The organism is Acidimicrobiia bacterium, from assembly GCA_035948415.1.
GTDB lineage: Bacteria > Actinomycetota > Acidimicrobiia > IMCC26256 > PALSA-555 > PALSA-555.
The window spans coordinates 1-25,996 of the sequence record DASZJD010000056.1; the positions used below are offsets into that span (position 1 = coordinate 1).

28 protein-coding genes and 2 pseudogenes are annotated in these 25,996 nt (G+C 68.2%); 23 read left to right on the top strand and 7 right to left on the bottom strand.

Features of this window, described 5'->3' with window-relative positions; all coding sequences use genetic code 11:
• The 8 genes from VG869_08265 to VG869_08300 form a co-directional block, all read left to right on the top strand.
• Positions 1 to 243: hypothetical protein (locus VG869_08265; GenBank protein HEV3451185.1), on the top strand; the 243-nt coding region annotated here is incomplete at its 5' end.
• Positions 244 to 741: 498 nt separating this feature from the next.
• Positions 742 to 984 carry a hypothetical protein gene (locus VG869_08270; protein ID HEV3451186.1) on the top strand — a complete coding sequence of 81 codons (243 nt, stop codon included), beginning with the start codon at positions 742 to 744 and terminating at the stop codon, positions 982 to 984.
• Positions 985 to 1,981: 997 nt separating this feature from the next.
• Positions 1,982 to 3,178: a lipase family protein gene (locus tag VG869_08275; protein ID HEV3451187.1), complete on the top strand. Its 1,197-nt coding sequence runs from the start codon at positions 1,982 to 1,984 to the stop codon at positions 3,176 to 3,178.
• Between the two features lie 317 nt (positions 3,179 to 3,495).
• A complete protein-coding gene (locus VG869_08280) occupies positions 3,496 to 3,705 on the top strand; it encodes a TOBE domain-containing protein (protein HEV3451188.1) in 210 nt (69 codons plus the stop codon).
• A gap of 238 nt (positions 3,706 to 3,943) precedes the next feature.
• On the top strand, positions 3,944 to 4,345 hold the full coding sequence (locus tag VG869_08285; protein ID HEV3451189.1) for a TOBE domain-containing protein: 402 nt from the start codon (positions 3,944 to 3,946) through the stop codon (positions 4,343 to 4,345).
• A 59-nt stretch (positions 4,346 to 4,404) separates the two neighbouring features.
• The gene (gene modA, locus VG869_08290) at positions 4,405 to 5,172 is read left to right on the top strand and encodes a molybdate ABC transporter substrate-binding protein (GenBank protein ID HEV3451190.1); all 768 of its coding nucleotides are present in this window, start codon (positions 4,405 to 4,407) and stop codon (positions 5,170 to 5,172) included.
• Positions 5,169 to 5,981 (top strand): ABC transporter permease, encoded by an 813-nt coding sequence (locus VG869_08295; GenBank protein HEV3451191.1) that lies wholly within the window; start codon positions 5,169 to 5,171, stop codon positions 5,979 to 5,981. Before modA ends, VG869_08295 begins: the two co-directional genes overlap by 4 nt.
• Positions 5,978 to 7,036 carry an ABC transporter ATP-binding protein gene (locus VG869_08300; GenBank protein HEV3451192.1) on the top strand — a complete coding sequence of 353 codons (1,059 nt, stop codon included), beginning with the start codon at positions 5,978 to 5,980 and terminating at the stop codon, positions 7,034 to 7,036. The genes VG869_08295 and VG869_08300 overlap by 4 nt, the downstream gene beginning before the upstream one ends.
• Before the next feature lie 195 nt (positions 7,037 to 7,231).
• Here the strand turns inward: VG869_08300 and VG869_08305 are convergent, their stop codons facing one another.
• The gene (locus VG869_08305; protein ID HEV3451193.1) at positions 7,232 to 7,690 is read right to left on the bottom strand and encodes a MarR family transcriptional regulator; all 459 of its coding nucleotides are present in this window, start codon (positions 7,688 to 7,690) and stop codon (positions 7,232 to 7,234) included.
• 203 nt (positions 7,691 to 7,893) lie between these two features.
• Here VG869_08305 and VG869_08310 point away from each other — a divergent pair, with 203 nt between their 5' ends.
• Positions 7,894 to 8,775 (top strand): NAD-dependent epimerase/dehydratase family protein, encoded by an 882-nt coding sequence (locus tag VG869_08310; protein HEV3451194.1) that lies wholly within the window; start codon positions 7,894 to 7,896, stop codon positions 8,773 to 8,775.
• A 239-nt stretch (positions 8,776 to 9,014) separates the two neighbouring features.
• Here the strand turns inward: VG869_08310 and VG869_08315 are convergent, their stop codons facing one another.
• Positions 9,015 to 9,629, bottom strand: coding sequence for a DNA-3-methyladenine glycosylase I (locus VG869_08315; GenBank protein ID HEV3451195.1), 615 nt, complete (start codon positions 9,627 to 9,629; stop codon positions 9,015 to 9,017).
• Positions 9,630 to 9,890: 261 nt separating this feature from the next.
• On the opposite strand from VG869_08315, the gene VG869_08320 reads away from it, so the two are divergent.
• The 6 genes from VG869_08320 (at position 9,891) to VG869_08345 (ending at position 14,459) form a co-directional block, all read left to right on the top strand.
• Positions 9,891 to 10,292 (top strand): four-helix bundle copper-binding protein, encoded by a 402-nt coding sequence (locus tag VG869_08320; protein HEV3451196.1) that lies wholly within the window; start codon positions 9,891 to 9,893, stop codon positions 10,290 to 10,292.
• Between the two features lie 484 nt (positions 10,293 to 10,776).
• Positions 10,777 to 11,592, top strand: a complete 816-nt coding sequence (locus VG869_08325) for a metalloregulator ArsR/SmtB family transcription factor (protein HEV3451197.1) — start codon at positions 10,777 to 10,779, stop codon at positions 11,590 to 11,592.
• Positions 11,593 to 11,645: 53 nt separating this feature from the next.
• Positions 11,646 to 12,398, top strand: a complete 753-nt coding sequence (locus VG869_08330) for a DUF899 domain-containing protein (protein HEV3451198.1) — start codon at positions 11,646 to 11,648, stop codon at positions 12,396 to 12,398.
• Entirely contained in the window at positions 12,395 to 13,171 is a 777-nt protein-coding gene (locus tag VG869_08335) for a DUF2182 domain-containing protein (protein HEV3451199.1), read from the top strand. Before VG869_08330 ends, VG869_08335 begins: the two co-directional genes overlap by 4 nt.
• 413 nt (positions 13,172 to 13,584) lie before the next feature.
• On the top strand, positions 13,585 to 13,914 hold the full coding sequence (locus VG869_08340; protein ID HEV3451200.1) for a helix-turn-helix transcriptional regulator: 330 nt from the start codon (positions 13,585 to 13,587) through the stop codon (positions 13,912 to 13,914).
• 2 nt (positions 13,915 to 13,916) lie between these two features.
• Positions 13,917 to 14,459 (top strand): hypothetical protein, encoded by a 543-nt coding sequence (locus VG869_08345; protein ID HEV3451201.1) that lies wholly within the window; start codon positions 13,917 to 13,919, stop codon positions 14,457 to 14,459.
• A 337-nt stretch (positions 14,460 to 14,796) separates the two neighbouring features.
• Here VG869_08345 and VG869_08350 read toward each other — a convergent pair whose 3' ends face one another.
• Together VG869_08350 and VG869_08355 are read right to left on the bottom strand one after the other, a co-directional pair.
• Positions 14,797 to 15,033, bottom strand: coding sequence for a hypothetical protein (locus VG869_08350; GenBank protein HEV3451202.1), 237 nt, complete (start codon positions 15,031 to 15,033; stop codon positions 14,797 to 14,799).
• Positions 15,034 to 15,139: 106 nt separating this feature from the next.
• A complete protein-coding gene (locus tag VG869_08355) occupies positions 15,140 to 15,559 on the bottom strand; it encodes a hypothetical protein (protein ID HEV3451203.1) in 420 nt (139 codons plus the stop codon).
• A 320-nt stretch (positions 15,560 to 15,879) separates the two neighbouring features.
• On the opposite strand from VG869_08355, the pseudogene VG869_08360 reads away from it, so the two are divergent.
• Positions 15,880 to 15,996: pseudogene (locus VG869_08360) on the top strand (IS481 family transposase).
• A gap of 3 nt (positions 15,997 to 15,999) precedes the next feature.
• A pseudogene (locus VG869_08365) lies at positions 16,000 to 16,215 on the top strand (VOC family protein).
• Between the two features lie 100 nt (positions 16,216 to 16,315).
• Here VG869_08365 and VG869_08370 read toward each other — a convergent pair.
• The 3 genes from VG869_08370 to VG869_08380 all read right to left on the bottom strand — a co-directional run bounded on the left by VG869_08370 (position 16,316) and on the right by VG869_08380 (position 18,931).
• Entirely contained in the window at positions 16,316 to 16,738 is a 423-nt protein-coding gene (locus VG869_08370; GenBank protein ID HEV3451204.1) for a VOC family protein, read from the bottom strand.
• A 343-nt stretch (positions 16,739 to 17,081) separates the two neighbouring features.
• The gene (locus tag VG869_08375) at positions 17,082 to 18,047 is read right to left on the bottom strand and encodes an LLM class F420-dependent oxidoreductase (protein HEV3451205.1); all 966 of its coding nucleotides are present in this window, start codon (positions 18,045 to 18,047) and stop codon (positions 17,082 to 17,084) included.
• Positions 18,044 to 18,931 carry an NAD(P)-dependent oxidoreductase gene (locus VG869_08380; protein ID HEV3451206.1) on the bottom strand — a complete coding sequence of 296 codons (888 nt, stop codon included), beginning with the start codon at positions 18,929 to 18,931 and terminating at the stop codon, positions 18,044 to 18,046. Before VG869_08380 ends, VG869_08375 begins: the two co-directional genes overlap by 4 nt.
• Positions 18,932 to 19,229: 298 nt before the next feature.
• On the opposite strand from VG869_08380, the gene VG869_08385 reads away from it, so the two are divergent.
• The 6 genes from VG869_08385 (at position 19,230) to VG869_08410 (ending at position 25,865) form a co-directional block, all read left to right on the top strand.
• Entirely contained in the window at positions 19,230 to 19,949 is a 720-nt protein-coding gene (locus tag VG869_08385; protein HEV3451207.1) for a GntR family transcriptional regulator, read from the top strand.
• A gap of 185 nt (positions 19,950 to 20,134) precedes the next feature.
• Positions 20,135 to 21,271 (top strand): extracellular solute-binding protein, encoded by a 1,137-nt coding sequence (locus tag VG869_08390; GenBank protein HEV3451208.1) that lies wholly within the window; start codon positions 20,135 to 20,137, stop codon positions 21,269 to 21,271.
• A 29-nt stretch (positions 21,272 to 21,300) separates the two neighbouring features.
• A complete protein-coding gene (locus VG869_08395) occupies positions 21,301 to 23,031 on the top strand; it encodes an iron ABC transporter permease (GenBank protein ID HEV3451209.1) in 1,731 nt (576 codons plus the stop codon).
• Positions 23,024 to 24,097, top strand: a complete 1,074-nt coding sequence (locus VG869_08400) for an ABC transporter ATP-binding protein (protein HEV3451210.1) — start codon at positions 23,024 to 23,026, stop codon at positions 24,095 to 24,097. Before VG869_08395 ends, VG869_08400 begins: the two co-directional genes overlap by 8 nt.
• A gap of 48 nt (positions 24,098 to 24,145) precedes the next feature.
• Positions 24,146 to 25,555: an acyclic terpene utilization AtuA family protein gene (locus VG869_08405; GenBank protein HEV3451211.1), complete on the top strand. Its 1,410-nt coding sequence runs from the start codon at positions 24,146 to 24,148 to the stop codon at positions 25,553 to 25,555.
• Positions 25,539 to 25,865 (top strand): DUF4387 domain-containing protein, encoded by a 327-nt coding sequence (locus VG869_08410; GenBank protein HEV3451212.1) that lies wholly within the window; start codon positions 25,539 to 25,541, stop codon positions 25,863 to 25,865. The genes VG869_08405 and VG869_08410 overlap by 17 nt, the downstream gene beginning before the upstream one ends.
• Positions 25,866 to 25,996 lie beyond the last annotated feature (131 nt).

Consider the following 25,996-nt stretch of genomic DNA (forward strand, 5'->3'; position numbering starts at 1 on the left):
GAGGTCCGCTCTGCCGGTTTCGGCATGCCAAAGCTCAAGGATGGCGAGACTGCGGCCTTCGGCCATCTCGGACTCGAGGTCGACGACCTCGAAGACGCCAAAGCCGAACTGGCAGGCCGAGGGGTCCTCTTGCAGGGCGAATACGAGACTGACGACGTCCACTACATCTTCACGGCGCCGGAGACGACGTTCGGGGTGACCCTGCACCTCATGGAGCACAAGAACCGCGGGACGAGCGAGTGAGCGCCCAGGGGTGTACCGCTGGCGGGCGTCGGACGGCGGCTATCGAGCGCGCGTACGTCGAAGACGTGAGCTTCCTCGATTTCAGATGCCGAACTCGTGGGCGCCAGGCATCCAGCGACCGCGTCCAGAGGTCACACGCCAACCCGAAGGGAGAAGGCCATGTTCGATTCGTCAAATAACCGCGGTGGCGACAGCGCAGACTTCCTGATCGTCGGGGGCGGGACAGCGGGACGCGCTGCACGTATTCCCGACCACATTCGCCCCAGGCGAGATGAGCCCCACCGGCGTCGCGTTCGAGATGAACGTCGGGCTGCTCAAGCCGCGGTCACGCGGGCGAGTGACGCTTGTCTCGCCGGACCCCCGTGTTCCGCCGCGGATTGACGTCAAACTGCTCACCGACCCGAGGGACGTCGCTTCGATGGTCGAAGGGATCCGCTTGGCACGACGAGTTCGTACTGCCCAAGAGCGGCCCCGGTCCACTGACAAGGAGGCAGTCACATGGCATCACCCAGCGAAGGTAACCAGCTCAGCTTCGAACGGGACATCAAGCCCTTGTTCCGGACGAAGGACCGCGACTCGATGCTTCAGGCGTTTGATCTGTTCGATTACGAGGACGTCGTCAAGCACGCCGACGCCATCGTCGGCGCCCTCCGCAGCGGGCAGATGCCCTGCGACGGCGCCTGGCCCGATTCCCAGGTCGACCAGCTCCAGCGATGGATTGACCAGGGCACGCCGGCCTAGATGGAGCCGAGAATCGGTACCGCCGCACTCGCCGACCCCAAGGCAAAGCACTTCCTTCGCAAACCGACCCGGTCATGGCGCGCCTCATCGACGCCCATCTGGATTTCCGTCCGCGGGCTTGGCTGGACGAGTTGCCGCCACTGGACGCGTTCGGCACGCTTATCTTCCAGGTTCTGGGCCAGCAGCTTTCGGTCGCGGCAACGCGAGCGATCCTGTCACGGCTCGTGGAGAACTTCGGGGGCGGCTGCCCTCACCGGCGGAGCTGCTGGGCGCAGATGCGCAGGTGCTTCGTGGCAGCGGCATGTCGGTACGGAAGGTCGCGACGTTGCGGGCTATCGCCGCGCGGTTTGTGGACGGGCGTCTCCGCGAGGAGGCGTTGGCCGTGATGACCGACGACGAGGTCGAGGCCGTACTGACCAACGTACCTGGAGTCGGGCCATGGACGGCGCACGGATTCCTGCTGATAGCGCTCAACCGGCCCGACGTGTTCCTACCTGGCGACGTTGCACTGCGGCGCGCGGTCCAGCGAGCGTACGGTTTGGACCACGCCCCGACGGGAGCTGGAGTTGAACCAACTGGCGGAGCGCTGGCGACCGTATCGAAGCCTCGCTGTGGCCTACTTGTTCACGTCCGAATACGACGCGCAAGCCCAAATGGGCTCAATACGCGCGGCATCAAAGAACTCGAAGGGTTCCGCTAGTCCATATCAAGTCTCACACCACGGGCGATGACCAGTTCACCCAGTTCTTGCTCGATGAGCATGCTCGTTGGCAGGTCGTGATGCCCGGCGAACTTGGTGGGTGGTTTCGCGTTGTGACTTCTCGACTGGTGGGTCGCCACAACGCAAACCACCCACCGGCTGTCGTGTGGGCTGGATCAAGGGAACGATCCAGAAGATGCTGCTAGCTGAGGTGTCCCTGCGATGACGTACCGGAGGGCAGTCCTGCCACCCCGGCCCGACCTGAGGAGCCGGCGCAAGCGGGCGGCCGCAAGGATGATGGTTCGCGGCCTGGATCTCAGTGAGCGACTCATGTCGCAGATGCTCGTCGAGGTGACACCTCCGGCCGACGATCCCTTCTATCGGGTCCCCGAGAACCTGGAAGTGCTCCGCCCGGGCGAGGTGCTCGACGCTCGGCCGGTTGAGGTCCGAGGGTTTCGCCGCCTGGTCAAAGCCGATGCGTGGCAGGTGAAGTTCCGCTCCACCGACAGCCGTGGTGCTGCCGCGTCTGGAGTCACCACGGTGATGATTCCCCGGCGGCCCTTCAACGGGCCGGTCAGGCCAATGCTCTCCTATCAGTGCGCCATCGACAGCTTGGGGGCGGCCGCCGATCCCTCCTACACGCTCAGACACGGCAACCAGTGGGAACTTCCTCTCATGGTCCTGGCCCTCCGCCGAGGGTGGGCGGTCGTGACCACCGACTACACCGGACCGCGGCACGCCTTCGGCGTGGGGCTGCTGGCGGCCCGCTTCGTGCTCGACGGCATTCGGGCCGCCATCGCCTTCGAACCGGCTGGCTTCGACGCCGCCACGCCGATCGGCCTGTGGGGCTACTCGGGCGGAGCTCAAGCAACCGTCGCGGCGGCCGAACAGCACTCGAGCTACGCGCCGGAGCTGAACATCGTGGCCACCGCCGCCGGGGCCATCCCGGTCGACCCCACCTCATCGGGACTGCCCGACGACGGCAACATCCTCAGCGGACTGGCGGTCGCCTCACTCGTCGGTATCAGCCGCGGCTTCCCGGACGTCGACCTGCTCGGCGCCCTCACACCCCAGGGTCAGGCCATGGTGGCGTCGGCGGCCGACATGACCCTCGAGCAGCTCATCATGAGCTTTCCCTTCCTCCATTGGGGCGACTACCTCACCGTCCCGGGCGTGTTCGAGATACCAGGGTTGCGCGCCGCCTTCGAGGCGATCCGGCTCGGTCAGGCCACACCCATGACCACGGTGTACCTGTACCACGCGGTGCATGATCAGTATCCAGCCGTCGACGACGTCGACAAGCTCGTCGAAAAATACCGTCGTGAAGGGGTCGACGTGACCTACCGCCGGTTTCGATTCGGTGAGCACGTCATCGTGATGTTCACCGGTGTTCCGAGCTCACTCCGATTTCTGAGCGAGCGATTCGGCGGCCCGGTGAGGCGACGCTTGAGGCGCGCACGGCGCCGCCGAGGAGAACTCGAACCCCTTCGCTGAGTGTGTCGGCGGGGGAGTTCGCATCGATGACCCGCTGGACCGTCAGGCCAATGCCAAGCGCGAGCACGCTCGCGGCCAGCCGATCCGGGTCGACGCCGAGGTCGATGCCCAGCGCTCGCTGTTACTGAACCGCGCAGGCTCGTCGAGTAGCGCACCGGCGTCGGGGATGCGGGCACCTCGCGCCGATGCGGCGTTCGGGCGGCGGCGGGCCCGGGGTGCTCGACGCGCCCGGCTAGAGCCCACACGCCTCGGTGGTCGTTAGCTGTACCCGTACGATGATCAAGCCCACCTAGCCACAACCAGCAGAGTGAGATGGCATGCGACTGAGTACTCGCAATCAGTTGGCGGCGACCGTGCAGGAGGTGACCGAGGGGAACGTGATGGCCACCGTCAAGGTCGTGCTGGGAGACGGCCAGGAGGTGACCGCGGCGATCACACGCGAAGCCGTAGAAGACCTCGGCCTCGCTGCCGGCGACCGAGTGACGGTCTTGGTCAAGGCAACCGAGGTCATGCTCGCCAAGGACTGAACTTCTTTGCGAACGGACTGCCGGTCGGCCGTTGCGTCGACGCGGCGGGCCGCCTCCGCAGTTCCCATGAGGCCACCCAAGCCCGTGGCATGAGCGCCACGAGGCCTACGCCTGGGTCCGGGCTTGGCACTCCGAACGCTCCGGGGGGCGCACGCGCCCGGAGTCGGGAATCGGTGAGAGTCGGGTCTTTCGTCGAGCGGAGCCCGCGTGTGCCCGGTCAGAGCGATAGATTTTGGGCGTGAGCGAGTTTCGGATCGGTCAGGCCGCCGAGCTGTTGGGGGTGAGCCCAGACACGGTCCGGCGTCTCGCTGACGGGGGGGAGCTCCAGACACGCCGGACGGAAGGCGGCCATCGGGTGGTGGACGGGGTGGCGTTGGCTCGGTTCGTGGCCGAGCACGGCGGTACCCAGACGACGGGCGCCATCGTGGGCCAGTCGGCACGGAATCGCTTCCCCGGGATCATCACTCGGGTGGTCAAAGACTCAGTGGCGGCGCAGGTCGAAGTGCAGGCGGGCCCACATCGAGTGGTGTCGCTGATGACGGCCGAGGCGGTGGATGAGCTGGGCCTCGAGCCTGGCATGCGAGCGGTCGCGGTCGTGAAGGCGACCCAAGTGGTCGTGGAGGTACCCGAGGCGGGCTGAGTTGGCCTCGTCCTTTCGAACCAGGAGGTTCTGTGCGTCCCCGATTCTCGTTTCGTGTAGTGGCGACAGGGGTCGCGGCCGTAACAGTGGGCGTATTCGCTGGCTCGGCGTCAGCGACCACGCCCGCAGGTCACGTCGAGGCCAGCAAGCCAACCGGTTCGATCACCGTGTCCGCGGCCTCGTCGCTGACCGAGGCGTTCACGCAGCTCGGTCGCCAGTTTCAGAAGCAGTACAAGGGCACGACCGTGACATTCAACTTCGGGTCCTCGTCAACTCTGGAGACCCAGATTCAACAGGGCGCCCCGGCGGACGTGTTCGCCTCCGCGGACACCGCGAACATGGTCAAGCTGTCCACAGCCGGTGACGTGTCAGGCAAGCCGGTCATCTTCGCCCGCAACCTGCTCGAGCTCGCGGTGGCCAAAGGCAACCCGAAGAAGATCAAAACCCTGGCCGACACTCTCAAGCCGGGACTGCAGCTGGTGCTGTGCGCGGCGACAGTGCCGTGCGGCAAGTTCGCGTTGCAGGCTTACCAGCAGGCCGGACTGACGGTGCCGAAGGTCCCAACGGGCCAAGACGTGAAGGCCACCCTGTCAAACGTGACCCTCGGCTCCGCCGACGCGGCGATCGTCTACGTCACCGACGTGAAGGCAGCCAAAGGCAAGGTCGTGGGTGTCGTCATCCCACCGGCCCAGAACGTCGTGGCGACCTATCCGCTCGCGGTGGTCAAGTCGTCCGCCAACGCGGCGACTGCTCAAGCGTTCGTGCAGTACGTCGCGTCCCCGGCCGGGAAGGCCACGCTGTTGAAGTTCGGGTTCCTGAAGCCGTGACCCGGCGTCCGGGCGGTCGACGAAGGCTCCGGGCTCGTCGACCGCCTGCCGCCGCTTGCGCACTCGCGGCCCTCGCCGTTGGTTTCTTGGTCCTCCCGGTGGTGGGGCTGGTACAGCGGGCCCCGTGGTCGCAGATGTGGACCGACCTCACCGACCCGGCGACCAAAGACGCATTGCGCCTCTCCCTCGAATGCTCGCTGGCAGCCACCGCGCTGTCCGCGCTCTTTGGGATCCCGCTCGCCTGGGTCTTGGCCCGGACGGAGTTCCCCGGGCGGCACCTCACCCGGGCGCTCGTTCTCCTGCCGATGGTGCTGCCCCCAGTGGTGGGAGGGATCGCCCTGTTCTTTGCTATCGGCCCTCGGGGCTTGCTCGGCCAGTACCTCGACGACTGGTTCGGAGTCCGCCTCCCCTTTACGACGCTCGGGACGATCGTCGCCGAGACTTTCGTGGCCATGCCCTTCCTCATCATTACGGTGGAAGCGGCACTGCGCGGCATCGACCGTCGTTACGAAGACGCGGCGAGCACCCTCGGGGCCGGCCGCTGGACGGTGTTTCGCCGTGTCACCCTGCCGCTCATCGCGCCGTCACTGCTCGCCGGTGCCGCACTCAGCTGGGCCCGAGCCCTGGGCGAATTCGGCGCCACCATCACCTTCGCCGGCAACCTCCAAGGCAAGACCCAGACCATGCCGCTGGCCATCTTCATCGCCTTTGAGCACGACCCCGCGACCGCAGTCGCCCTGAGCCTCGTGCTCGTGGCGATCTCGATCGCCGTGCTGGTCGCGCTGCGCGACCGCTGGTTCTTCGCGTGAGCCTCGACGCTGACCTCGATCTCCAGCTCGGCACGCTCAACCTCTCGGTCACCGTCGACGCCCAACCCGGCGAGACCGTCGTTCTCCTGGGCCCGAACGGGGCCGGGAAGACCACCTTGCTCGGCGCGCTCGCCGGGCTCCTCGCCATCGACCGCGGCAACATCACCCTCGACGGCAAGAGCCTCGACGACCCCGCACACAAGATCTGGGTGCCGCCGGAGCGCCGGCCGATCGGCGTTGTCTTCCAAGACAACCTGCTTTTCCCACACCTGAGCGCCCTCGAAAACGTCGCTTTCGGCCTTCGCGGCCACGGTGCACGACGAAGCGAAGCCCGCCGCGAAGCCCGCACGTGGCTCGAGCGCATGGGTCTGGCCGGACACGTCAACGCCCGACCCCGCCAACTCTCTGGCGGACAAGCCCAACGGGTCGCGTTGGCACGCGCGCTCGTCCGGTCACCCCGACTACTGCTCCTCGACGAACCTCTCGCCGCGCTCGACGCCACCACCCGCCTCGACATCCGCCGCGACCTACGAGGCCACCTGGACACGTTCGCGGGTCCACGCATACTCGTCACCCACGACCCCATCGACGCGATGATCCTCGCCGACCGTGTCATCGTGCTCGAACACGGCGAGACCACCCAAGCTGGCACGCTCCCCGAGCTCCGAGCCCATCCCCGCAGCGAATACGCCGCCAACCTCATCGGTGTCAACCTGTACCGCGGCACCCTCAACGGCGACCGCATCACCATCGACACAGGGAAAACCCTCGCCGTGGTCAACGACCACAACATCACTGGGGAAGTCTTCGCCACCATCCGACCCGAAAGCGTCGCCCTCCACCCCGAACAACCCACCGGCAGCCCCCGCAACACCTGGGTGGCAACCGTGGCGACCATCGACCAGTACGGACCACGCGCCCGAGTCGTCCTCAATGGCCCGATCAGCATCACCGCCGAGATCACCCAAGAGGCTCTCGTCGACCTCGCCATCAAACCTGACGCCCGCCTATGGGTGAGCGCGAAGGCCACCGAGATCGAGATCGATCCCTTCTAGAGCGTCCCGTCACATCTGGCATCGAGCGCGAGAAGCTCGTGAAACCGTTCCGCTCCCGACCCGGCCTGCTACGTGACGAAGACGCCGCCGTCGCGCAACACCCGGCGGACTTCAACCGCTACGACGGATTCGTGGCGGTCGACCACCAGGTCGAACGCGGCCCTCGTAGCCGCCCGAAGTTGAGCGGGCGATCCGCTAGTTGATGCCGAACGTGTCGATGTGCGACATGATGCGGTCAGCGTCGCGGCCGAGCCGTCGTAGTTGCTCTGGCGACAGCACGTCGATGACCAGCGATCGCACATGTGCCAGGTGTCCGGGCGCAGCCTCGGCGAGTGCTCGAAGGCCCTTCTCGGTCAGGATGGCATTCGTGAATCGTCCGTCGGTGGGGTCAGGCTCACGACGCACGAAGCCGCGCTTCTCCAGGCGCTCGACCAGGTGCGATAAGCGCGACAGCGACGCGTTCGTGACTTCGGCCAGCGAGCTCATCCGCATTGTCCGCTCCGGACTCTCGGAGAGCATGGCTAGAACCTGGTACTCGACCATCCTCAACTTCGAGTCGCGCTGTAGCTGCTGATCGATCGACCAGGGGAGCCAGGTCATCAACCGGACGACGGAGAGCCACGAGGCGAGCTCCGTGGCGGTGAGCCACTTCACGGGCGGTTCCTGAACCCCTGGGCCCCCATCAGTCATGCGATCAGGCTAACCAGTTGACTGGCCGCCTCAAGTGACTTCCAAGCTCGAGAGTCGCGCCGGCTCTGATCCTATAGCCATCTTTGAGCAGCCTGGGACGCCAGAAACTTGACGATTCAAGTAAATCGGTGTAGGTTCAAGACAACCGAGCCAGGAGGATGACGGCGATGAACGTGGCGCTCACCGGTGCAACAGGGTTCATCGGATCTCACGTGCTGACGGAGTTGCTGGAACACGGCCATGAGGTGACGGCGCTGGTCCGCGACGACGCCCAGGTGGACCCCGTTCGAACCCGCGGCGCGAAGGCCGCCGTGGTCGATCTCTACGATCGATCGGCGGTCGCGGGCCTGCTCAGCGCAGCCGACGCGGCCATCCACACCGCTAGCCCCGGTGACACAACCAGCGCCGATCTCGACTCCGCCGTCGTTGATGCGGTGATCGATGCCCTGGGAGGTACCGGCAAGCCCTACTTGCAGATCAGCGGTGGATGGGTCTACGGGTCCAACTCCTCTATCAGCGAGGACTCTCCCTTCAACGCGCCTCCGCTGGTGGCATGGAAGGAGCCGATCGAACGCCGGGTGCTCAGCGAACGCGGCATGCGCGGCGTCGTGATCGTCTCGGGCGTCGCCTACGGTGACGGCGGCGGAGGCGTTCCAGGGGTACTGCTCGGCTCGCCCCGGGACGACGTCGGCAACTTGATCATGATCGGCACGGGACAGCAGCACTGGTCGACCGTCCACGTCGCCGACCTCGCGGACTTCTTCCGGCGCGTCCTGGAAGACGAGTCGGCTCGTGGCTATTACGTCGTTGGCAATGGTTTGAACACAACCGTTGCCGAGCTGACGGAGGCGGCCGCAGTAGCAGTCGGCGCTCCAGGAGCGGTCCCTGGTTCCGACGAGGAGGCTCGCGCCCGCTTGGGCGACTACTTCGCCGAGGTCCTCCTGCTCGATCAGGGCATCGACGCGGCCAAGGCTCGAGCCGAGCTCGAATGGCGTCCGACCCGTCCTGGACTCGCTGAAGAGTTCCGCCACGGGAGCTACCGAAAGTGATTGGCCGTTGACGGCCGCACGCCGGAGCAGGCGTGACTGGCACGCCCAGGTGCGGCCCCGGGGTTCAGACCGTGCGGCTGGCGATGCGCTTCGGCCTCGAGGACACACGAACCAGTAGACATTCAGATGTCGGTTCCACTTACCGCGCTCGCTGTAGATGAGGTCGGCAACGGCAGTGAGCGGAGCGAGTCTCCAAAGGCTTCGCCCACCGCAGGTGATGAGCGCGGACGTGGGCGACCTCACCGCGGAACGGTGAACGTTGCGCGTATTGCTTGGACGATGGCGCGGAAGTGACAGCCGACGAGGTGGTCGTTGACGACCCCGAGCGATTGCATCGCGGCGTAGACGGTGGTCGGCCCGACGAAGCGAAAGCCGTAGTTGCGCAGCTCGGCGGAGAGGGCCGTGGACTCTGGGGTGGAGCCTGCGAGCCCGCCCATGCTGGTGGGCGGCCGCGACGCGCCCGGTTCGTGCTGCCATAAGAGAGCAGCGAGCGAGATGCCCCGCTCACGGAGCCCGACGGTGGCCTGAGCGTTCGTGATGGTGGCGCGGATCTTGGCTCGGTTCCGGACGATCTCCGTGTCAGCGAGGAGCCGATCGACGTCGGCGTCGCCGAAGCCGGCGATGACGGTCGGGTCGAACGATGCGAAGGCCCTGCGGAAGCCGTCCCGCTTGCGCAGGATCGTCAGCCATGACAGCCCGCTTTGGAACCCCTCCAGGCACAGCTTCTCGAAAACCCGGTCGTCCTCGCCGACCGGCCGGCCCCATTCCTGGTCGTGGTACGACTGGAGGTCGGGTGTCGACGCACCCCACGGACATCGGGGAAGCTTGTCTTCTCCGATCACGAGGTCGCTCATAGGGAACAGTCTGGCCTGACGGGACAAGGCCGCTTGCGCTACGGGGAGCCTCCCGAGGGTGAGTGGATTGCTGAGCGGCTCCACTCTCCCTCGGAGGCCTTCTTCATCCGCGGACCTTGCCCTCAACAAGGTCTATGGGCATCGCACCGAGGCGCGTTCGCAAGCAAGCGCTGCTGGTACGGCCTTCTCCACCCCGCTGGGTACTCGCAGCGAACGCGGGTACCGTCATGCGGCTCCTGTATCGCGTTGCAGGGAGGGCCCATGAGTTACGCCAGGCAGATGCTGGACGCCTCCCCAGGCACCTTCGACCTCGACGCCGGGGTCCTCGCTGTCGCCATCGAGGCGCTCATCGACTGCGCCCAGGCCTGCATCGCTGACGTCGATGCTGACTTGAGCGAGCAGAACGTGACCGAGATGGTCAAGTGCGTCCGGCTGTGCCTGGACTGCGCCGATGTCTGCACCGCCACCGTTGGAGTGACAAGCCGCCAGGCGGACTATGACGCCAACGTCGCCAGACCGCTGCTTGAGGCCTGCGTGGCCATCTGCAAGAGCTGCGGTGACGAGTGCGAGCGGCATGTCCAGATGCAGCACTGCCGGGTGTGCGGCGAGGCGTGCCGGCGCTGCGAGCAGGCGTGCCGGCAGCTCCTGGACGCCGTGAAATAGGAAGCCGGCGAAACTCGCCGCACTACCTCTGCTCGAAGCACCCGGTCCAGAACGTCCGGGTGCACCAGCTCAGAGGCAGAGCGGTGACGCATTAACCGGACCTCATGCCCGAAGAGCCGCTGCGCCCCCGGGTCGGGTAGACGACGCGTCCCTGAGCGTCGAGGACCGTGACGATGTCGCTAGAGAGCGCCACGAGCGCGCCAACTCGGGCCTCGTCACGGCCAAAGCCACCGACGACCTCGTGGTCCAACTGGCGCAGGGTCCGCGTGACCGATCGCAACTGAAGCGTCCTGTGGGCCACCAAAGGGGATTGAGTTGGGAGAGGTGTTCCGCCGAGGCCCCTCGGCGCGTTGACCGGGCCGCCGCGCCGCGACGTCCGTTCGATGGCGTGACCCGCCGGCGAGGCCCCTCCCTTGACAGGCAGCCGGTCGGCTGCCTATTGTAAGGCAGCCAAAGGGCTGCATGTTCGGAGATGGTTCGAGAGATGGATGCCGTGTTCCGCGCGCTCGCCGATCCGAGTCGCCGTCGCCTGCTCGACAGCTTGAACGCCCATAACGGGCAGACGCTTCGGGAGCTGTGCGCCGGCCTCGACATGGCGCGGCAGTCGGTGAGCAAGCACCTCGCGGTGCTGGAGTCGGCCGGCGTCGTGGCCACGGTTCGGCGGGGCCGGCAGAAGCTGCACTACCTCAACGCCGCGCCGATCGCGGACATCACCGAGCGCTGGATCAATCACTACGACCGATCGCGAGTCGAGGCCCTGGCCGATCTGAAGCGAGCACTGGAGGACACGCCCATGCAGAAGCCCGAGTTCGTTTACACCAGCTACATCCGCACCACGCCCGAGCGGCTGTGGCAGGCGCTCACCGAGCCGGCGTTCACCGAGCGCTACTGGGGCATGGCGTTCGAGACCGACTGGAAGACCGGGTCGACGATGATCCTGCACCAGCGGGGCGTGACGGTCGCCGATCCGGCCCAGGTCGTGCTTGAGGCCGACCCGTACCGGCGCCTGTCGTACACGTGGCACACGATGACGCCGGAGTGGGCCGAGGCCGTCGGCATCAGCGAGGACGTGCGCGCCCGGATCGCCGTCGAGCCCCGCTCGAAGGTGACCTTCGACATCGCCGAGGACGGCGACCTCGTCCGGCTGACCGTCGTGCACGACGGCTTTGAGCCGGGGAGCCGGGTGGCCGAGATGGTCGGTGACGGCTGGCCGCGTGTCCTGTCGGCGCTGAAGACGCTGCTCGAGACGGGCGACGCACAGCCGCCGTGGCCGGAGGACCGAGCGAGCGCGGCGACGTGAGCGCGGACCAGCACTCGCGATGAACCGAAGGAACGACTGAGGGAGGCGTTGGGATGAGGGACCACCGGACTGGGACGCGTGAGGAGTGGCAGGCGGCACGGGACGAGCTGCTAGCGATGGAGAAGGAGCTGACCCGGCGCAGCGACGCGCTCGCCGAGAAGCGGCGGGCGCTGCCGTGGGTGCCGATCGAGAAGGAGTACACGTTCGCGACGAAGGACGGACCGAGGTCGCTCGCGCAGCTCTTCGACGGGCGCTCGCAGCTGCTCGTCTATCACTTTATGTTCGGCCCGCCCTACGAAGCGGGTTGTCCGGTGTGCTCGTCGATCGCCGACAGCGTCGACGGGGTGATCGCGCACCTGAACTCCCGCGACGTGACGATGGTCTTCGCGTCGGCGGCGCCGCTCGAGAAGCTGCAGGCCTACCAGCGTCGGATGGGCTGGGGGTTCAACTGGGTCTCGACGCACGACAGCGACTTCAACGTCGACTTCGGCCATTCGTACACCGATGACCAGGCCCGATCGTTTCTGGAGGCCGGGGTGCCGCCGGTCATCGCCGAGGTCAGCGCGATGTGCGGGACGGACCCCGTCGGCTATCTGACGCAGGCGCCGGGTTTGACGGCCTTCGCGCTGGGGGACGGTGTCGTCCATCAGACCTACGCGACGACCGCCCGGGGCCTCGAGCCGCTGATGGGCTACTACGGCCTGCTCGACCGGGCGCCGTTGGGACGCCACGAGGGTGACCCGCCCGAGATGTGGTTCCGACGCCACGACGAGTACGCCGGCGCTGCTGGCTCGTCGAGCCGATGACCGTCCTCCCCCACGACACGCTCGCTCGCCCGCGGCCGTCGCTGGCGAACATCGCCACGTCGGTGGCGATGGCTGGGCTGGTGGGGGCCGCGTGGTTCTGGACGGTCGGCCAAGCCCAGCGGATGTCCATGGTCGCGGGGGTGGCGCAGGTGGGCCGCGCCATGCCCTTCGACATGAGCGGAGCGGCCTTCCTCGGGATGTGGGCCACGATGATGGTGGCGATGATGCTGCCGAGCGTGGCGCCGCTCGTGCTCGCGTGCTCGTCGTGGCGCCCACCACTCGCCGCCACGAGCTCGCGGGTCGTCTTCGTCGCGGGCTACCTTGCCATCTGGACGGCGACTGGCGTGCTCGCGCTGGTCGCGCTCCGGGCACTCGGCGGGGTCGGCCACGCCAGCGCGTGGGTCGACCGGGCGGGCGGCGCGGTGCTCGTCATCGCCGGCGCGTACCAGCTCACGCGCTCGAAGCAGGTCTCACTCCGCGTCTACCAGGAAGCGCTCCACGCACCCGCGACCTACGCGGCGGACGGTGGCCCCGTCGCGGCGGCGCGGGCCGGAGTGCATCACGGCCGGTGCTGCCTGGCCGGTTGCGGGGCGTTGATGGCCGTCCTGCTCGTCGTGGGAGTCATGAACGTCGGTTGGATGGCGGCCATCACTGTGATCTGCTTCGCCGAGAAGAACGGGCGTCATGGCGGCGCCATTGCGCGCTGGGTCGGGTTCGGTCTCCTTGGCCTCGGACTTGCCGTCCTGGTTCACCCGCCCTTCCTCACGGTGTAGGGCCAGCTAGGACTCGCTGGCCGCGACGTGGGCGTCGAGCTCGTCGAGCGGGATCGACACGGCGTGCTCGATGTGCCCGGCCGCGTACTCGTGCTCTGGTGCCGGGGCGGCTGCCCTGTTGGGCCACGGTGACCGGGCTTGTCCACCGACTTCGGCCCGGCCCAGGTCCGTGCCAAGTCCGCGGAATGTCGGAACAGCGTTGCGCACCCACGACAAACAACGACAAACGTATGCACAAGGTCAGCGCGAGACCGAGGCTCTGACCAGGGGCTTCGCGCCCGCCGGAAGCGCCCCTTAGAAGGCGACTTTCGGCGCCGGGATGCTCCTCTTTGGCGGCTACTCCGTTCAGGCCGGGCATGAGCCTGCCCCGGGCGTTCGGTCGCGTTCCATAGACGATCCGATATAGTGGCCCGGTGAGCGCGGGTGAATTGGTCCGCAGCGTCCGCCGGCGGCGAGGCCTCACGCAGGCCGAACTCGCCCGCCGTGCCGGCACGTCGCAACCGGTCGTATCGGCCTACGAGCGGGGCCGGCGCGACCCGACCCTGGGGACGCTCCAGCGCCTGGTTGAGGCTGGCGGCGAGCGTCTGCGGGTCGGCGCCGAAGTCGTGGCCGACGGGCCGGCGCCCGCCGGCAGCGTCGACGAGCACGCGCGGCGCCTCGTCGACGTCCTGCTGCTGGCCGAGGCGATCCCGGCCCGGCCGCGGCCGCGTGTGCTGCGGGCGCCGCGACTCCTCTCGTCGTGACGATGCCGACGTTGCCGGAGCGCGTGGTCGCGCTCGAGGGTGCGCTGTCGGAGATCCCGCACGCCTTCGGGGGCGCGCTAGCCCTGGCCTACTACGCCGAACCGCGGGCAACGATCGACATCGATCTCAACGTGTTCGTGCCCGCTGACCATTACGCGGATGTGGCCGCGCCGCTCATCGAGCTCGGGGTCGCCGCCGACGCGCCGGAGGCGCGAGCAGCCGTCGCACTCGACGGCCAGGCGCGCGTCATGTGGGACGGGACGCCCATCGACCTCTTCTTCGCGTATGACGCCTTCCACGATGCCGCCGCCGTGGCGCGCCGCACGGTTCCCTTCGCCGACTCGACCATCACGATCCTGGCGCCTGAGCATCTCATCGTGTGCAAGGCGGTGTTCAACCGGCCGAAGGACTGGGTCGACATCGATGCGATGCTCGACGCCGACGTCGCGCTCGACGCGGCCGAGGTGCTGCGGTGGGTCGGCCGCATCGCCGGCGACACCGACCCACGCTACGAACGGATCGTCGCGGTCTTGACGCGGCGTTGACGCCGCAATCGACGACCCACGAAATGATTTTGCACGTCCCGCAGCAGGCTCGCGAGGGCCGGCGGCACGGCTCTGATCCGCTTCCGGAGCGACGTGAGACATTGTCCAGACGCTCGGCTGTGGGGCAGCTATCCCTGACACGGACTGGCCAGAAGGATTCAGATCAAGAGTCCGTGTTCCCAACAGCACGGCCAGGGTGCGCTTCTGCGACTCATGGTCCACCGGACGGCCGCAGATCCCACAGCAGAGCAGCGCCCGCGGCAGGTACGGATGTGGCGCCCGGGGTGCGCCTTCCGAGCGGCGGGTCGATTGCGGCCAGCGCGCGTTGGTTCCTGAATCAGTCTTCGGGAAGGGCAGCAAACTCACGCTTGGTCTTTCTGTACCACCCCATTCCTGATATGGGATTTCTCCACCGACCCTTCATCTCCTTCAAGGCACTCTCGTGCGTTGCATCACCCCTTGCGACCATTTCCTTGAGATGTCGATCTTGCGCTTTTATCACCTCATCGGCGGCCACGCCATGGAGCGGAAAATCGCACGGTCCACCCAACTGCTTACAGGTCATTGTCTTCATAAGCCTCGCTTCCTCTCATCGTGTGCGACCGTGGACTCTTTGCAAGCCGCTCCAGCTCAGCAGCACAGACGACGACGCGGTCTCCAACTCATCGGTCTGGGCATCACTACTCGGCGCCGACGACCTTGAAGTCCTTGCTGACAAAGACGTGATGGGGCCAGTTGACGCCGATCATGTGGACGTTGTACTCGCCGTTGCTGAGCAGGACGACACGGTTGACGGTCCCTCCCGGGTAGGCGGCCAGCGCGGCGGTCTTGGCCTTATTCGCTGCTGCTCCTGTGATGAGCGTTCCTGTGCCGGGTGTGAAGTTCGCGGGCACCTGACCGACGACCGTGGCTGGACTTGGTTGACCGCGCTGGAACGGGATGACTTTCGCCAGCTTCGCCGGATTCGGGCTAGCCGACGCCCTGCCGCTCGGACTCGCGTCTGCGATCGCATATCCACCGCCCGCCAGCGCAATGGCCGCGGCGCCGGCAGCGATAGAGGTGGTGAGCTTGTGCCTGCTCAAAATTTGCTTGAGGGTCATGGTGGTTCTTCCCTTGCATCGTGGGTTGGTGGTTGATTCGAGTCTGCGATCAGACGGTAAGGGCCGGTTAAGAGGAACCGCAGGAGACAGCCCGTGGAGGACCAAGAATTCGTGAACGGGCCGGCGCGACGTGTGGAATCGCCCGGACGTCGCGGCCCAGGTCCCCGCGCGCGCACCTTCGTCAGCCGCTGCATCGCCCTCTTCGTCGCGACCTAGGTGTGATGACCAGGGACGTTGTTGAGGCGTCCCGGGTCCCTCGATGAAGAAAGCCTCCGAGGGAGGGTGGTGGGTCCAAACAAGCCACCCGCCCTCGGGAGGCTTTGATGCGCGCTAACGCCAGGTTGACGCCGCGGAGTCGATTGGCGCTGGTGGATCGGATCCGGGCCGGCCGCCCAGTCGCCGATGTTGCCGCGGAGATAGGCGTCTCGACGGCGACGCCCGTGACGCTCGTTCCGCCCTCGGATCCCGAGCACGTCTCCAGCTTCCTGAACATCCGTGTTGCCGACATCGCCGCGGTCTAGGAGCAATGGCGCGCTCGCGGCGCCGAGTTTCTGACCCCACCGATCGACCGTGGCATGGAGATCCGCTGGTACCTGCGCGACCCCGACGGGTACCTCATCGAGGTTGGCCAGTTGGTCGGGCGGCCCCACGACTGATCCGCCGACCGCGGAGACGGAATGGCGCGGCGACGCTGATTCGTCGGCCGCCAGGCGTCGGGCCTGTCTACGTTCGTGCGGTGCTCAGAGCGTCGGTCCGTCAGGTCTCAGCGGGCGTCTCGACCATGACCATCCACGGCGTGCCGAAGCGGTCGGTGCACATGCCGAACGCCGGCGAGAAGAAGGTCTCGCCCAGGGGCATCTGGACCTGTCCGTCCGTGGCCAGCGCGTCGAAGATCCGCTTGGCGTCGGCGGCGTCGGGCACCGAACAGTTGACGCACATGCCGTTGACGTGACCATCGAAGTTCCCGAACGGGTCGTCGGCGCCCATCAGGAGTGCCTCGTCGGAGGTCAACGCCGCGTGCATGATCGAGTCGGGCTTGGCGCCGGCCGGGGGAGGCCCGGCGTCGGCGGGGACATCGGCCATGGTGAGCAGCATGAGCTCGCCGCCGAAGATCGCCTGGTAGCGGGTGAAGGCTTCGCGGCAGTTGCCGGCGAAGGCGAGGTACGGGCGAAAGGCCATCGGTCGTCTCCTGGGGGTGCTGTCGGTCCGGGCGATCGGTTTGACTCCGCGAGGAGCGGGAACTCATCGGTGGACCCCGCACGAATGGGTCTCGGAGCTCGAAGCGGAGTTCGGTAGCACAACGTACGGCAGCGGACCGGCGCCATGGCTGCGCAGGCGCTCGCCTCGTGATCGCGGCGGAGAGCAGCCGCTCCACCCGCGTCTGCGGCCGTTGTCACCCCGTGGATCTGGATGAGAACCGCGGCCGCTGTGACCGGCCAAGAAGCGAGCCGCCGGCTCCGAGTGCGACCAGGGCCCACCCGATCTCCAGTCTCGCCGGGCGATGGCGTGGTCGTGGCACGGGTCACGGTGCTCGGAGTGCCGGCAGGAGCTCGGTTGCGGCCCAGGTGATGAACTGCTCTTGGGTGTCGCCGCCGACTTGTACCAGCGCGACGTGGGTGAACCCGGCGGCCTCGAACTCGCGAACGCCGGCGGCGTGATGCGCGGCCTCGGGACCGCACGGCATCTGGTGCGCCACGTCGTCCTCGCGCACGGTCCGGCTCGCCTGGTCGAACGACGCCGGGACCGGGAGCTCGGCGTTGACTCGCCACCCGCCGGTGAACCAGCGGAACTGATCCATGGCTCGCAGCAGCGCGGCGTGACGGTCGGGATCGTAGGACAGTGCGATCTGGCCGATGCGGGGCTTGCCGGAGCCACCGGCGGCGTCGAACAGCCGGCCGAGATCGGCGCGCGGCTCGACGGCGATCATGGCGTCGCCGTGGCGCCCTGCGAGGCGACAGCTGGCCGGCCCGGACACCGCGATTCCGATCGGCGGCGCGACCTCCGGCAGGTCCCAGACCTTCGCCGATTCGACGTCGAAGTGCTTGCCCCGATACGTGACCGTCTCGCCCGCCCAGAGGGCCCGGATGATCTCCACCGCCTCGGTCAGCATCTCGTGGCGTACACCCGCGATCGGCCAGCGTCCGCCCACGATGTGCTCGTTCAGGTTCTCTCCGGCGCCGAGCCCGAGGGTGAACCGCCCGTCGGACAGCAGCTGCATGGTGGCGGCCTTCTGCGCCACGACGGCAGGGTGATAGCGACGGATCGGGCAGGTGACGTAGGTCATCAACGGGATGTGGTCGGTCGCCTGGGCCGCCGCGCCGAGCACGCACCACGCGTACGGGGAATGGCCCTGCGAGTCGAGCCACGGGAAGTAATGGTCGCTGATGACCGCGAAGTCGAAGCCGGCTTGCTCGGCGAGGACAGCGTCGCGCACGAGCTGCTTGGGGCCCGCTTGCTCGCACATCATCGTGTAGCCGACCAACGTCATGACCCACCTCCGTCGTGCTCCAGCGCCCGGATGACGACGGTCAGATCGAGGTCTCCGAGTCCCTGATCGACGGCCTGTTGCCACTCGTCGGCCAGGCAGGCAAGGGCCGCGGACCGGCTCTCGCCCGCCGCGTCAAGCGCGAGGCGGACGTCCTTGAGAGCCAGTGACAGCGCGAACTCGGCCGAGAACTCGCCGGTGGCGATCCGGCGCAGCTTCGCCGCCTGCCAGGGCGAGACGAGCGGCCCCGGCCCGAGGGCGTCGATCACGGTGTCCGTCGCGAGACCCAGCCGGTGAGCCAAGGCCACGGCCATGGCGAGCGCCTCGTTCCCGAACGCGAGCCAGGTGTTGTTGACGACCTTCAGGCGGGATCCAGCGCCCGCTGGTCCGACCCAGATGGTTCGCTGCCCGAGCGCGTCGAAGAGCGGAGCGACACGCGGGCGGACCTTCTCGGGCCCCGACGCGAAGATCGTGAGCGCACCCTGCTCGGCCGGCTCCTTGCTTCCCGATACCGGCGCGTCGACCAGCGTCACGTCCTGACTCTCTGCCTCCACGACCGCCGTGACACGCTCGATGCCCGCCACTCCGATCGTGCTCATCTGCGCCCAGATCGAACCCGGGGCGAGCGCCGCGAGCATCCCCTGATCCCGAGCGATCGAGACGACGGCATCGGCGTCGGTGACCATCGTGACGACGATCGCGGCGCGGCGGGCGGCATCGGCGGCGCTCTCGGCGACGACCGCACCTGCTTGAGCCAGGTCACGGGTGACCTCGGGCCGGCGGTTCCACACGACCGTCGGGATCCCCGCGCGCAGCGCGCTGACGGCCATCCCGTGGCCCATCGCGCCGATGCCCAGCACCGCCACCGGCTCCTGCCTCGCTGCCATCGGCCCCTCCTCGGGCATCCGCCCCCGCGGCGGCGGGCCACCAGCGTCGCGCCGAGAACCCGACCGAGGAGAGTCCGCTCGCTCCGGGGGAGCCGCCAGAAATCCCGGTTGGAGACGGCGCGTCCTCGTCAGGCCGTGGCCGCTGCGGTGTCACCGGTCCGAGGCCGAGTTCCGAACGCGGCCGCTCGTGGCGAAGGCGGCGACGCTGCCCGCACCGTCGAGCCCGCTTGACAGCGTCGGGCATCTGATATTTGCTATAGCAAATAGCGCCTGTGCACCTCGGGACGGAGTCGGAGAGATGAGCGGCAGCCCAGAGCGGAAGCTGAGCACCGGGGCGTCGTTGGCCGATCAGGCGTACGCCGCGCTGCGGGCCGACATCACCGGCGGTCGCTTCGCTCCCGGGGAGCGGGTCACGGAGCGGGCCTTGGCGTCGCAGCTCGGGATCAGCCCGACCCCGGTCCGCGAGGCGATCGCTCGGCTCGAGCACGAGCGGCTCTTCGAGCGCGACGGTCGGGTGCTGAGCGTGGCCGCCCCCTCGATCACCCGGCTCCGCCAGCTGGTGCGGATCCAGGCCGTGCTGCGAGGGCTGTCGGCGCGCTTTGCCGCCGTGCACGGGTCGGAGACCGAGCTGGCCGAGATCGCGCGCGCCCACGACCAGGCACGACAGGTGCGGCGAGCCGACCGGGCCGTCGAAGACGTCGCCAGCGAGCTGTTGGCCCGGACCCGGGAGTTCCACGCCAAGATCGACGAGGCGTCGCACAACCCGATGTTGGTCGACATGATCGCGACGGCGACGGCGTTCGACTGGGCCTTTCGGCTCGAGGCGGCCAGCACCCTCGGTCCGCTCTACCCGGTCCGAGAGGCCTTGCGTGAGCACAGCGACATCGTGGTGGCGCTGCGGGCTCGCGACGGGGAGCGCGCCGAGCAGCTGATGGTCGCCCACACGCTGAGATCCGGCGAGGAGATGCTCTCCTTCGCCGGTGTCGGTCACGAGGCAGAGCCGGCGGCTCGTGCCTAGACCGATCGGCAGCACGAGAGCAGCCGACGGGGGAGCGCGCGACGCCCGTTCCCGGGTGGCCGGCGTCGGCTCGGCGTGCTGGCGAGCCGACGAGACCTCGCCGAAGTGATCACGGGTTCTTTCGCTACGAGCGGGTCCCGCCCGCCCGACGTCCCAGATCCTCGAGTCGCGAACGGGGGAGTCAGATGGTGATCAGGAGCGCCCACCGGGCGACGCGTCGACGCGGCGCGACGCTGGCATTCACGCTGGCGCTGGCGATCGTGGCCTCGACGCTGGCCCTGGTCTCGACCGCCGGCGCGTCAGCTCGAGGCGACCAGCCACCGGTGCCGCTCGCCACCCTCGTGGCCCGCTCCCACAAGGAGGGTGGGCTGACCATCTACGGCAACCCGCCGGCGCCCTACTTCAACCCCGTGCTCAGCGCCTTCCAGCGGCAGTACCCGTGGATCAAGGTCCAGTACTCGGACCTCGGAGACAACCAGGTCTTCTCGAAGTACGAATCCGAGCACGGCCAGGGGGCGGCGAGCGCCGACATCCTCATCGCGAGCGCGCCCGCGCTCTGGGTTCAGGCGGCTCAGAACGGCGTGATCCAAGCGGTGACGCCGCTCGGGCTCGCCCGCTTCCCGTCGTTCACGAAGCAGGGCCCGGGCCTCTTTGTCATGTCACCGGAGCCGATCCTGTCGGCGTACAGCGAGAAGCTCCTGCAGCCGTCGCAGGTCCCGCAGACCTACGCCCAGCTCGTGCAGGACGTGAAGGCGAACCCGAGCACCTACAAGCTGGTGTCGTACCCCATCACCAACCCGCTCGCCTACGGGGCCACCTACGGGCTGATCCACATCCTCGGAGCGAAGACGGTCTGGCGGGACCTCTCGGTGCTGGGGCCGAACACGAAGACCTTCGACGCCGGCCTCGACGGCCTCCAGTACCTGCTGCAAGGCGGCGCCTCGGTCGGGTACATCTCGTCCGGGCTGGCCCAAGGAGTCCTCAAGAGCTTCCAGGGCTTGGCCAACGACGTCTTCATGCAGGACGCGACCCCCCTCGTCCCGCGCGGCATCGCGGTCACGCGGGGCTCGCAGAGCCCGGCGTCGGCGCAGCTGTTCGTGGACTTCGTGCTCTCGGACGCCGGACAGCAGGCGCTCTGCGCCGCCGGCTTCGAGGCGTCGCAGAACGGCTTCACCCCGACGAACGGCTGCACCGCCAGCCTGACCCAGCTGTACAAGACCGTGCCGGCCAGCCACGTGTATCTCGTGCCCTTCTCGACGGACGTGCTCCGTCAGCAGCCGGCCATCACCGCCCGCTGGAACCGAGCCTTTGGCCGGGGCTGATGGCCCGAGGGGGCGCTCGCACCAGCCTGGTGACGACCGCGCCCGCTCCGGCGCGGCCGGTCCCGGGGATCCGGCGGCGCCGGATCCCCGCCAGCCCGGGCCAGGCGCTGGTCTGGGGACTCGCCGTGCTCGTCATCCTGGGCCCGCTCGTCCCGCTCGTCTACACGTCGTTTCGGAGCAAGCCGTACTACCTGCCGGGCGGCACGTGGACACTCGGCGCCTACCGGACGCTCTTCGCCGATCCCGAGTTCTGGCGGGCGGTCCAGAACACGGTCGTCTTCGCGGCGGTGGCCACCGTGCTGGCGGTGGCGCTCGGCGCGGGCTTCGCGATCCTGGTCAGCCGCACGAACATGCCGGGGCGCCGGTGGCTGGGCTGGGCGCTCCTCGTCCCGATCGTCACGCCCCCGCTGGCGCTGATCGTCGGCTGGTCGTCGATCTACGGGGAGGGCGGCTACCTCACCCAGCTCTTCGGCCGGAAGCTGGGACTGCCGACGTGGAACCTCTCGTCGCTCGGCGGCATGGCCGTGCTCGGCGCGGTGGTCGCGCTCCCGGTGGCGTTCCTCACCTGCCGGGCGGCCCTCGCCGGCTCCGACGGGTCGCTCGAGCGGGCGGCGCTCAGCGCCGGCGCGTCGCCGGTGATCGCCCTGCGTCGCGTCACGCTGCCGCTCCTCCGACCCGCGATCCTGAACTCGGCCATCCTGATCTTCGCGCTGCTGCTGGAGACCCTCGGCATCCCGCTCTTCCTCGGGACGCCGGCAAACATCAACTTCTACGCCAGCTACCTCTACAAGGGCTGGGTGAACGGAGCCACCCCCGACCCGCCGTACGTGAGCGCCGGCGCGGTGCTCCTGCTCGCCGCCGTCACGATCCTGCTGCTGCTCCGCACCAAGCTGCTCGGGTCCGAGCAGCGCTTCATCGTGACGAGCAGCCGCCGGTCCAGCGACACGCCGCTGGACCTCGGGCGGTGGCGCTTCGGCGGGACCGCGATCACCGGCGCGTTCGTGCTGCTGGCGAGCGTCATCCCCCTGGCGGGCCTGGCGCTGATGTCGAGCGTCAAGGAGCTCACCATCCTGGTGCCGCCCTGGCACCTGTGGACCGACGCCAACTGGCACGCCGTCCTCACCGAGGTGAGCCTGCGACGCTCCATCCAGAACAGCCTGCTCATCGCGGCGGTCGGCGGCGTCCTCACCGTGGTCTTCGTCGCGGTGGCGACCCTCGTCGCCCATCGGTCGCGCTTCGCCCTCCGACGGACGATGCCGTCGCTGTTGGTCTATCCGCGCGCCATCCCCGGCATTATCCTGGGCGTCGGGTTCTTCTGGGCGTTCCTCATCGTCAACGTCCCGGGCGCGTTCCTCCGCAACAGCATCTGGGGCGAGCTGCTGGCCCTCTGCATCCGCAACCTCACCGTGGCCTACGTCGTCCTCTACCCGAGCCTGGTCAGGATGAACCCCGAGCTTGAGCTGGCGGCCACCGCTTCCGGTGCCGGCTGGTGGACCACCGCTCGGCGGATCGTGCTTCCCGTCCTGCGGCCCGCGCTCCTGGCGGCGCTGGCGCTCATGTTCATCACCCTGCTCAACGACTACGACCCCGTGGTGTTCTTGCAGAAGACCGGGACCGAGATCCTGGGCGTCACCATGCTGCACTCCTGGGAGAAGGGCCTTCCCGGTCAGGTGGCCAGCCTCGCCCTCATCCAGGTCGTGATCGTCGGCGCCGTGCTCGCCGGTGCGGGGCGCGCGTTTCGGAGAGCGACCGTTGCCTGAGATCTGCCTGCAGGACGTCGTCGCCAGCCACGGAGAGAAGCGGGTCTTGGACGGCGTCAGCCTCCGGGTCCGAGACAAGGAGTTCGTGACGATCCTCGGACCCAGCGGCTGCGGCAAGACCACGACGCTCATGGTGATGGCCGGCTTCCACCACCCCCAGAGTGGGCGGATCACCTGTGGTGATGACGTGTTCTTCGACGGCGGTGCGCACCGGACGCTGGCCGCGGAGCGGCGCAACCTCGGGATCGTCTTCCAGTCGTACGCGCTCTGGCCGCACCTGACCGTCGCCGGGAACGTCGGCTTCCCGCTCCAGCTCCGTCGCACGAGCAAGCCGGCCCGAGCCGCACGCGTGCAGGAGGTGCTCGACCTGGTCGAGCTCGGCGACCACGCCGATCGGTACCCGCACCAGCTCTCCGGTGGGCAGCAGCAGCGGGTGGCCCTGGCTCGAGCCCTGTCCTTCTCCCCGTCGGTGCTCCTCCTCGACGAGCCGTTCTCCAATCTCGACGCCAAGCTCCGCGAACGGGCCCGGGAGTGGCTGAAGGCCCTGCAACGGGAGATCGGAATCACGACGGTGTTCGTCACCCACGACCAGCACGAGGCCCTCTCGATGAGCGACCGGGTCATGGTCATGGATGCCGGCCGGATCCTGCAGAGCGGAGCCCCCGAGGACATCTACGCGAGGCCCAACTGTCGCTTCGTGGCGGACTTCGTCGGCCAGTGCAACTTCCTCCCCGCCACGGTCGTCGGTGTCACCGATCGTGGATCACTCACGGTTGCCATCCCCGGGGTACCCGAGCCGTTCCCGATCACGACCGACCGTCACGCGCGCAGGGGCGAGCAGCTCACCCTCGCCCTCCGACCGGAGCGAATTCTGCTCGCACCTCCCTCCGGGACCGAGGCCGTGCCCACCGACGCCACCATCGCCGACGAGTCGTTTCTCGGCGACCACTACCGCTACCGGCTCGTCATCGCGGGCACCGAGGTGCTCGCACAGTCCTCCCACCGGGTCGTCGAGCCCACGGTGCGGGCGTGGATCCATCCGCGGGACCTCCGGGTCGTGGACTGAGGCGCACCGATCAGCAGCGGCCGAACCCGAGAGAGCGAGAGCGCCACGGTGGAGGAGATCCGATTCGTCGCCGCGCACGGAGCGCTCGGTGCCGGCATCGACGCGGCGTCCCTCGACGAGGCGCTGCAGCTCGAGCCGAGCTTCATCGCGTGCGATGCCGGCACGACCGACGCCGGCCCCTACTACCTCGGATCCGGTCAGTCGGCGTTCCCAGCCGAAGCGGTCCGCAGCGATCTGGCGATCATGATCGACGCCGCCCAGCGTCTCCGCATCCCCGCCATTGTCGGCTCCGTCGGCACCGCCGGGACCGACGGTCACGTCGACGCCGCCGTGGCCATCGTGGCCGACATCGCCGCCGAACGGGGTCAACCGCTGCGGATCGCCGCGATCTACACCGAGCAGCAGCCCGAGTACCTCACCCGAATGCTCGACGAAGGCCGCATCGCGCCCCTCGATCCCGCGCCGCCGATCACGGCCGACACCTTCACCGGCAGCGAGCACGTCGTCGCGATGATCGGCGTCGAGCCGCTCCAAGCCGCCCTCGCCGAGCGGCCGGACGTCGTGGTCGCCGGGCGGTGCAGCGACGCCGCCCTCTTCGCCGCCATGCCGATCGCCGAGGGCTTCCCCCCGGGGCTCGCCTGGCACACGGGCAAGATCGTCGAATGCGGCCCCATGGCGATGGTGCGACCCAGGCCCGGCGTGCTCCTCGCCAGCGTCGGCCACGACAGCGCCACCATCCGGGCGATCGGTCCCAGGGCCCGCCTGACCCCGCTCAGCGTGGCCGCCCACAGCCTGTACGAGAACGCCGACCCGTTCCTGTTCCCGGAGAGCTCGGGCACCTTCGACCTCACCGACTCGACCTATGAGGCGGTGGACGACCAGGTGGTGCGAATCGCCGGCACCCGGTTCCGCCCCGCCCCCCACCTGTCGCTCAAGCTCGAAGGCGCCCAGCTCGTCGGCTACGCCAGCCTCATCGTCGGCGGCATCCGCGACCCGTTCATCCTCCGTCGACTCGACCCGTGGCTCGACGGCGTCCGCGACCACATCCAGCACCTCGTCGACGCCTTCCTCGGCGATCGGATCTCACGCGCGCAGTACGAGCTGGTGATCCACCAGTACGGGCGGAACGCCGTCATGGGACGCCTCGAACCGGCACCGCACCTCGTCCCCCACGAGGTCGGCATCGTGCTCGAGGTCCTCGCCCCGACCCAGGAGCTCGCCAGCGTCATCGCACAGATCAGCCGGCAGCCGCTCCTGCATCACCCCATCCCCGAGTGGACCGGTGGGGTCACGACCTTCGCCTGCCTGCACAACCCGGCCCACATCGATCGCGGCCCCGTCTACCAGTTCAACCTCCACCACACCCTCATTCCCGAGAGGATCGGCGACGCCTATCGCCTCGAGACGACCGAAGTCGGCGGAAGCAATCGGAGGGTGAGCTATGCCGACGCTCGCTGATCTCGCCTCCCTCATCCGCAGCAAGAACGCCGGACCCTTCGAGCTCACCTTCGACGTCATGTTCGACGACGACGCGTCGTACGAAGCGGTCGCGCGTGCCGGGATCCTGAGCACCACCTTCTTCTCGAGCACCTACCGCTGCGCGCCACGACACGTCCGCATCTTCCACTATCCGACCGCCCGCGCCATCAAGGTGACGATCCCCCGCCCGAGCATCCAGGGCACCTTTGGCGATCCGGACCTCCACGGGTGCCAACAACACGCTCCGCTCCTCGATCTCCAGCTCGAGGAACCAGACCCGCTCCAGTAAGCGGCCACGGCCAGTCGCCGAGCGGGAGCGAACCGGAGCCGACGTCGAGCTCGTCATCCGGACGCATGCATTGGCCGTACTGCGGCATCCCACGCTCGCTTCGCCGCGGCCCGAAAATCGGGATCGACCTC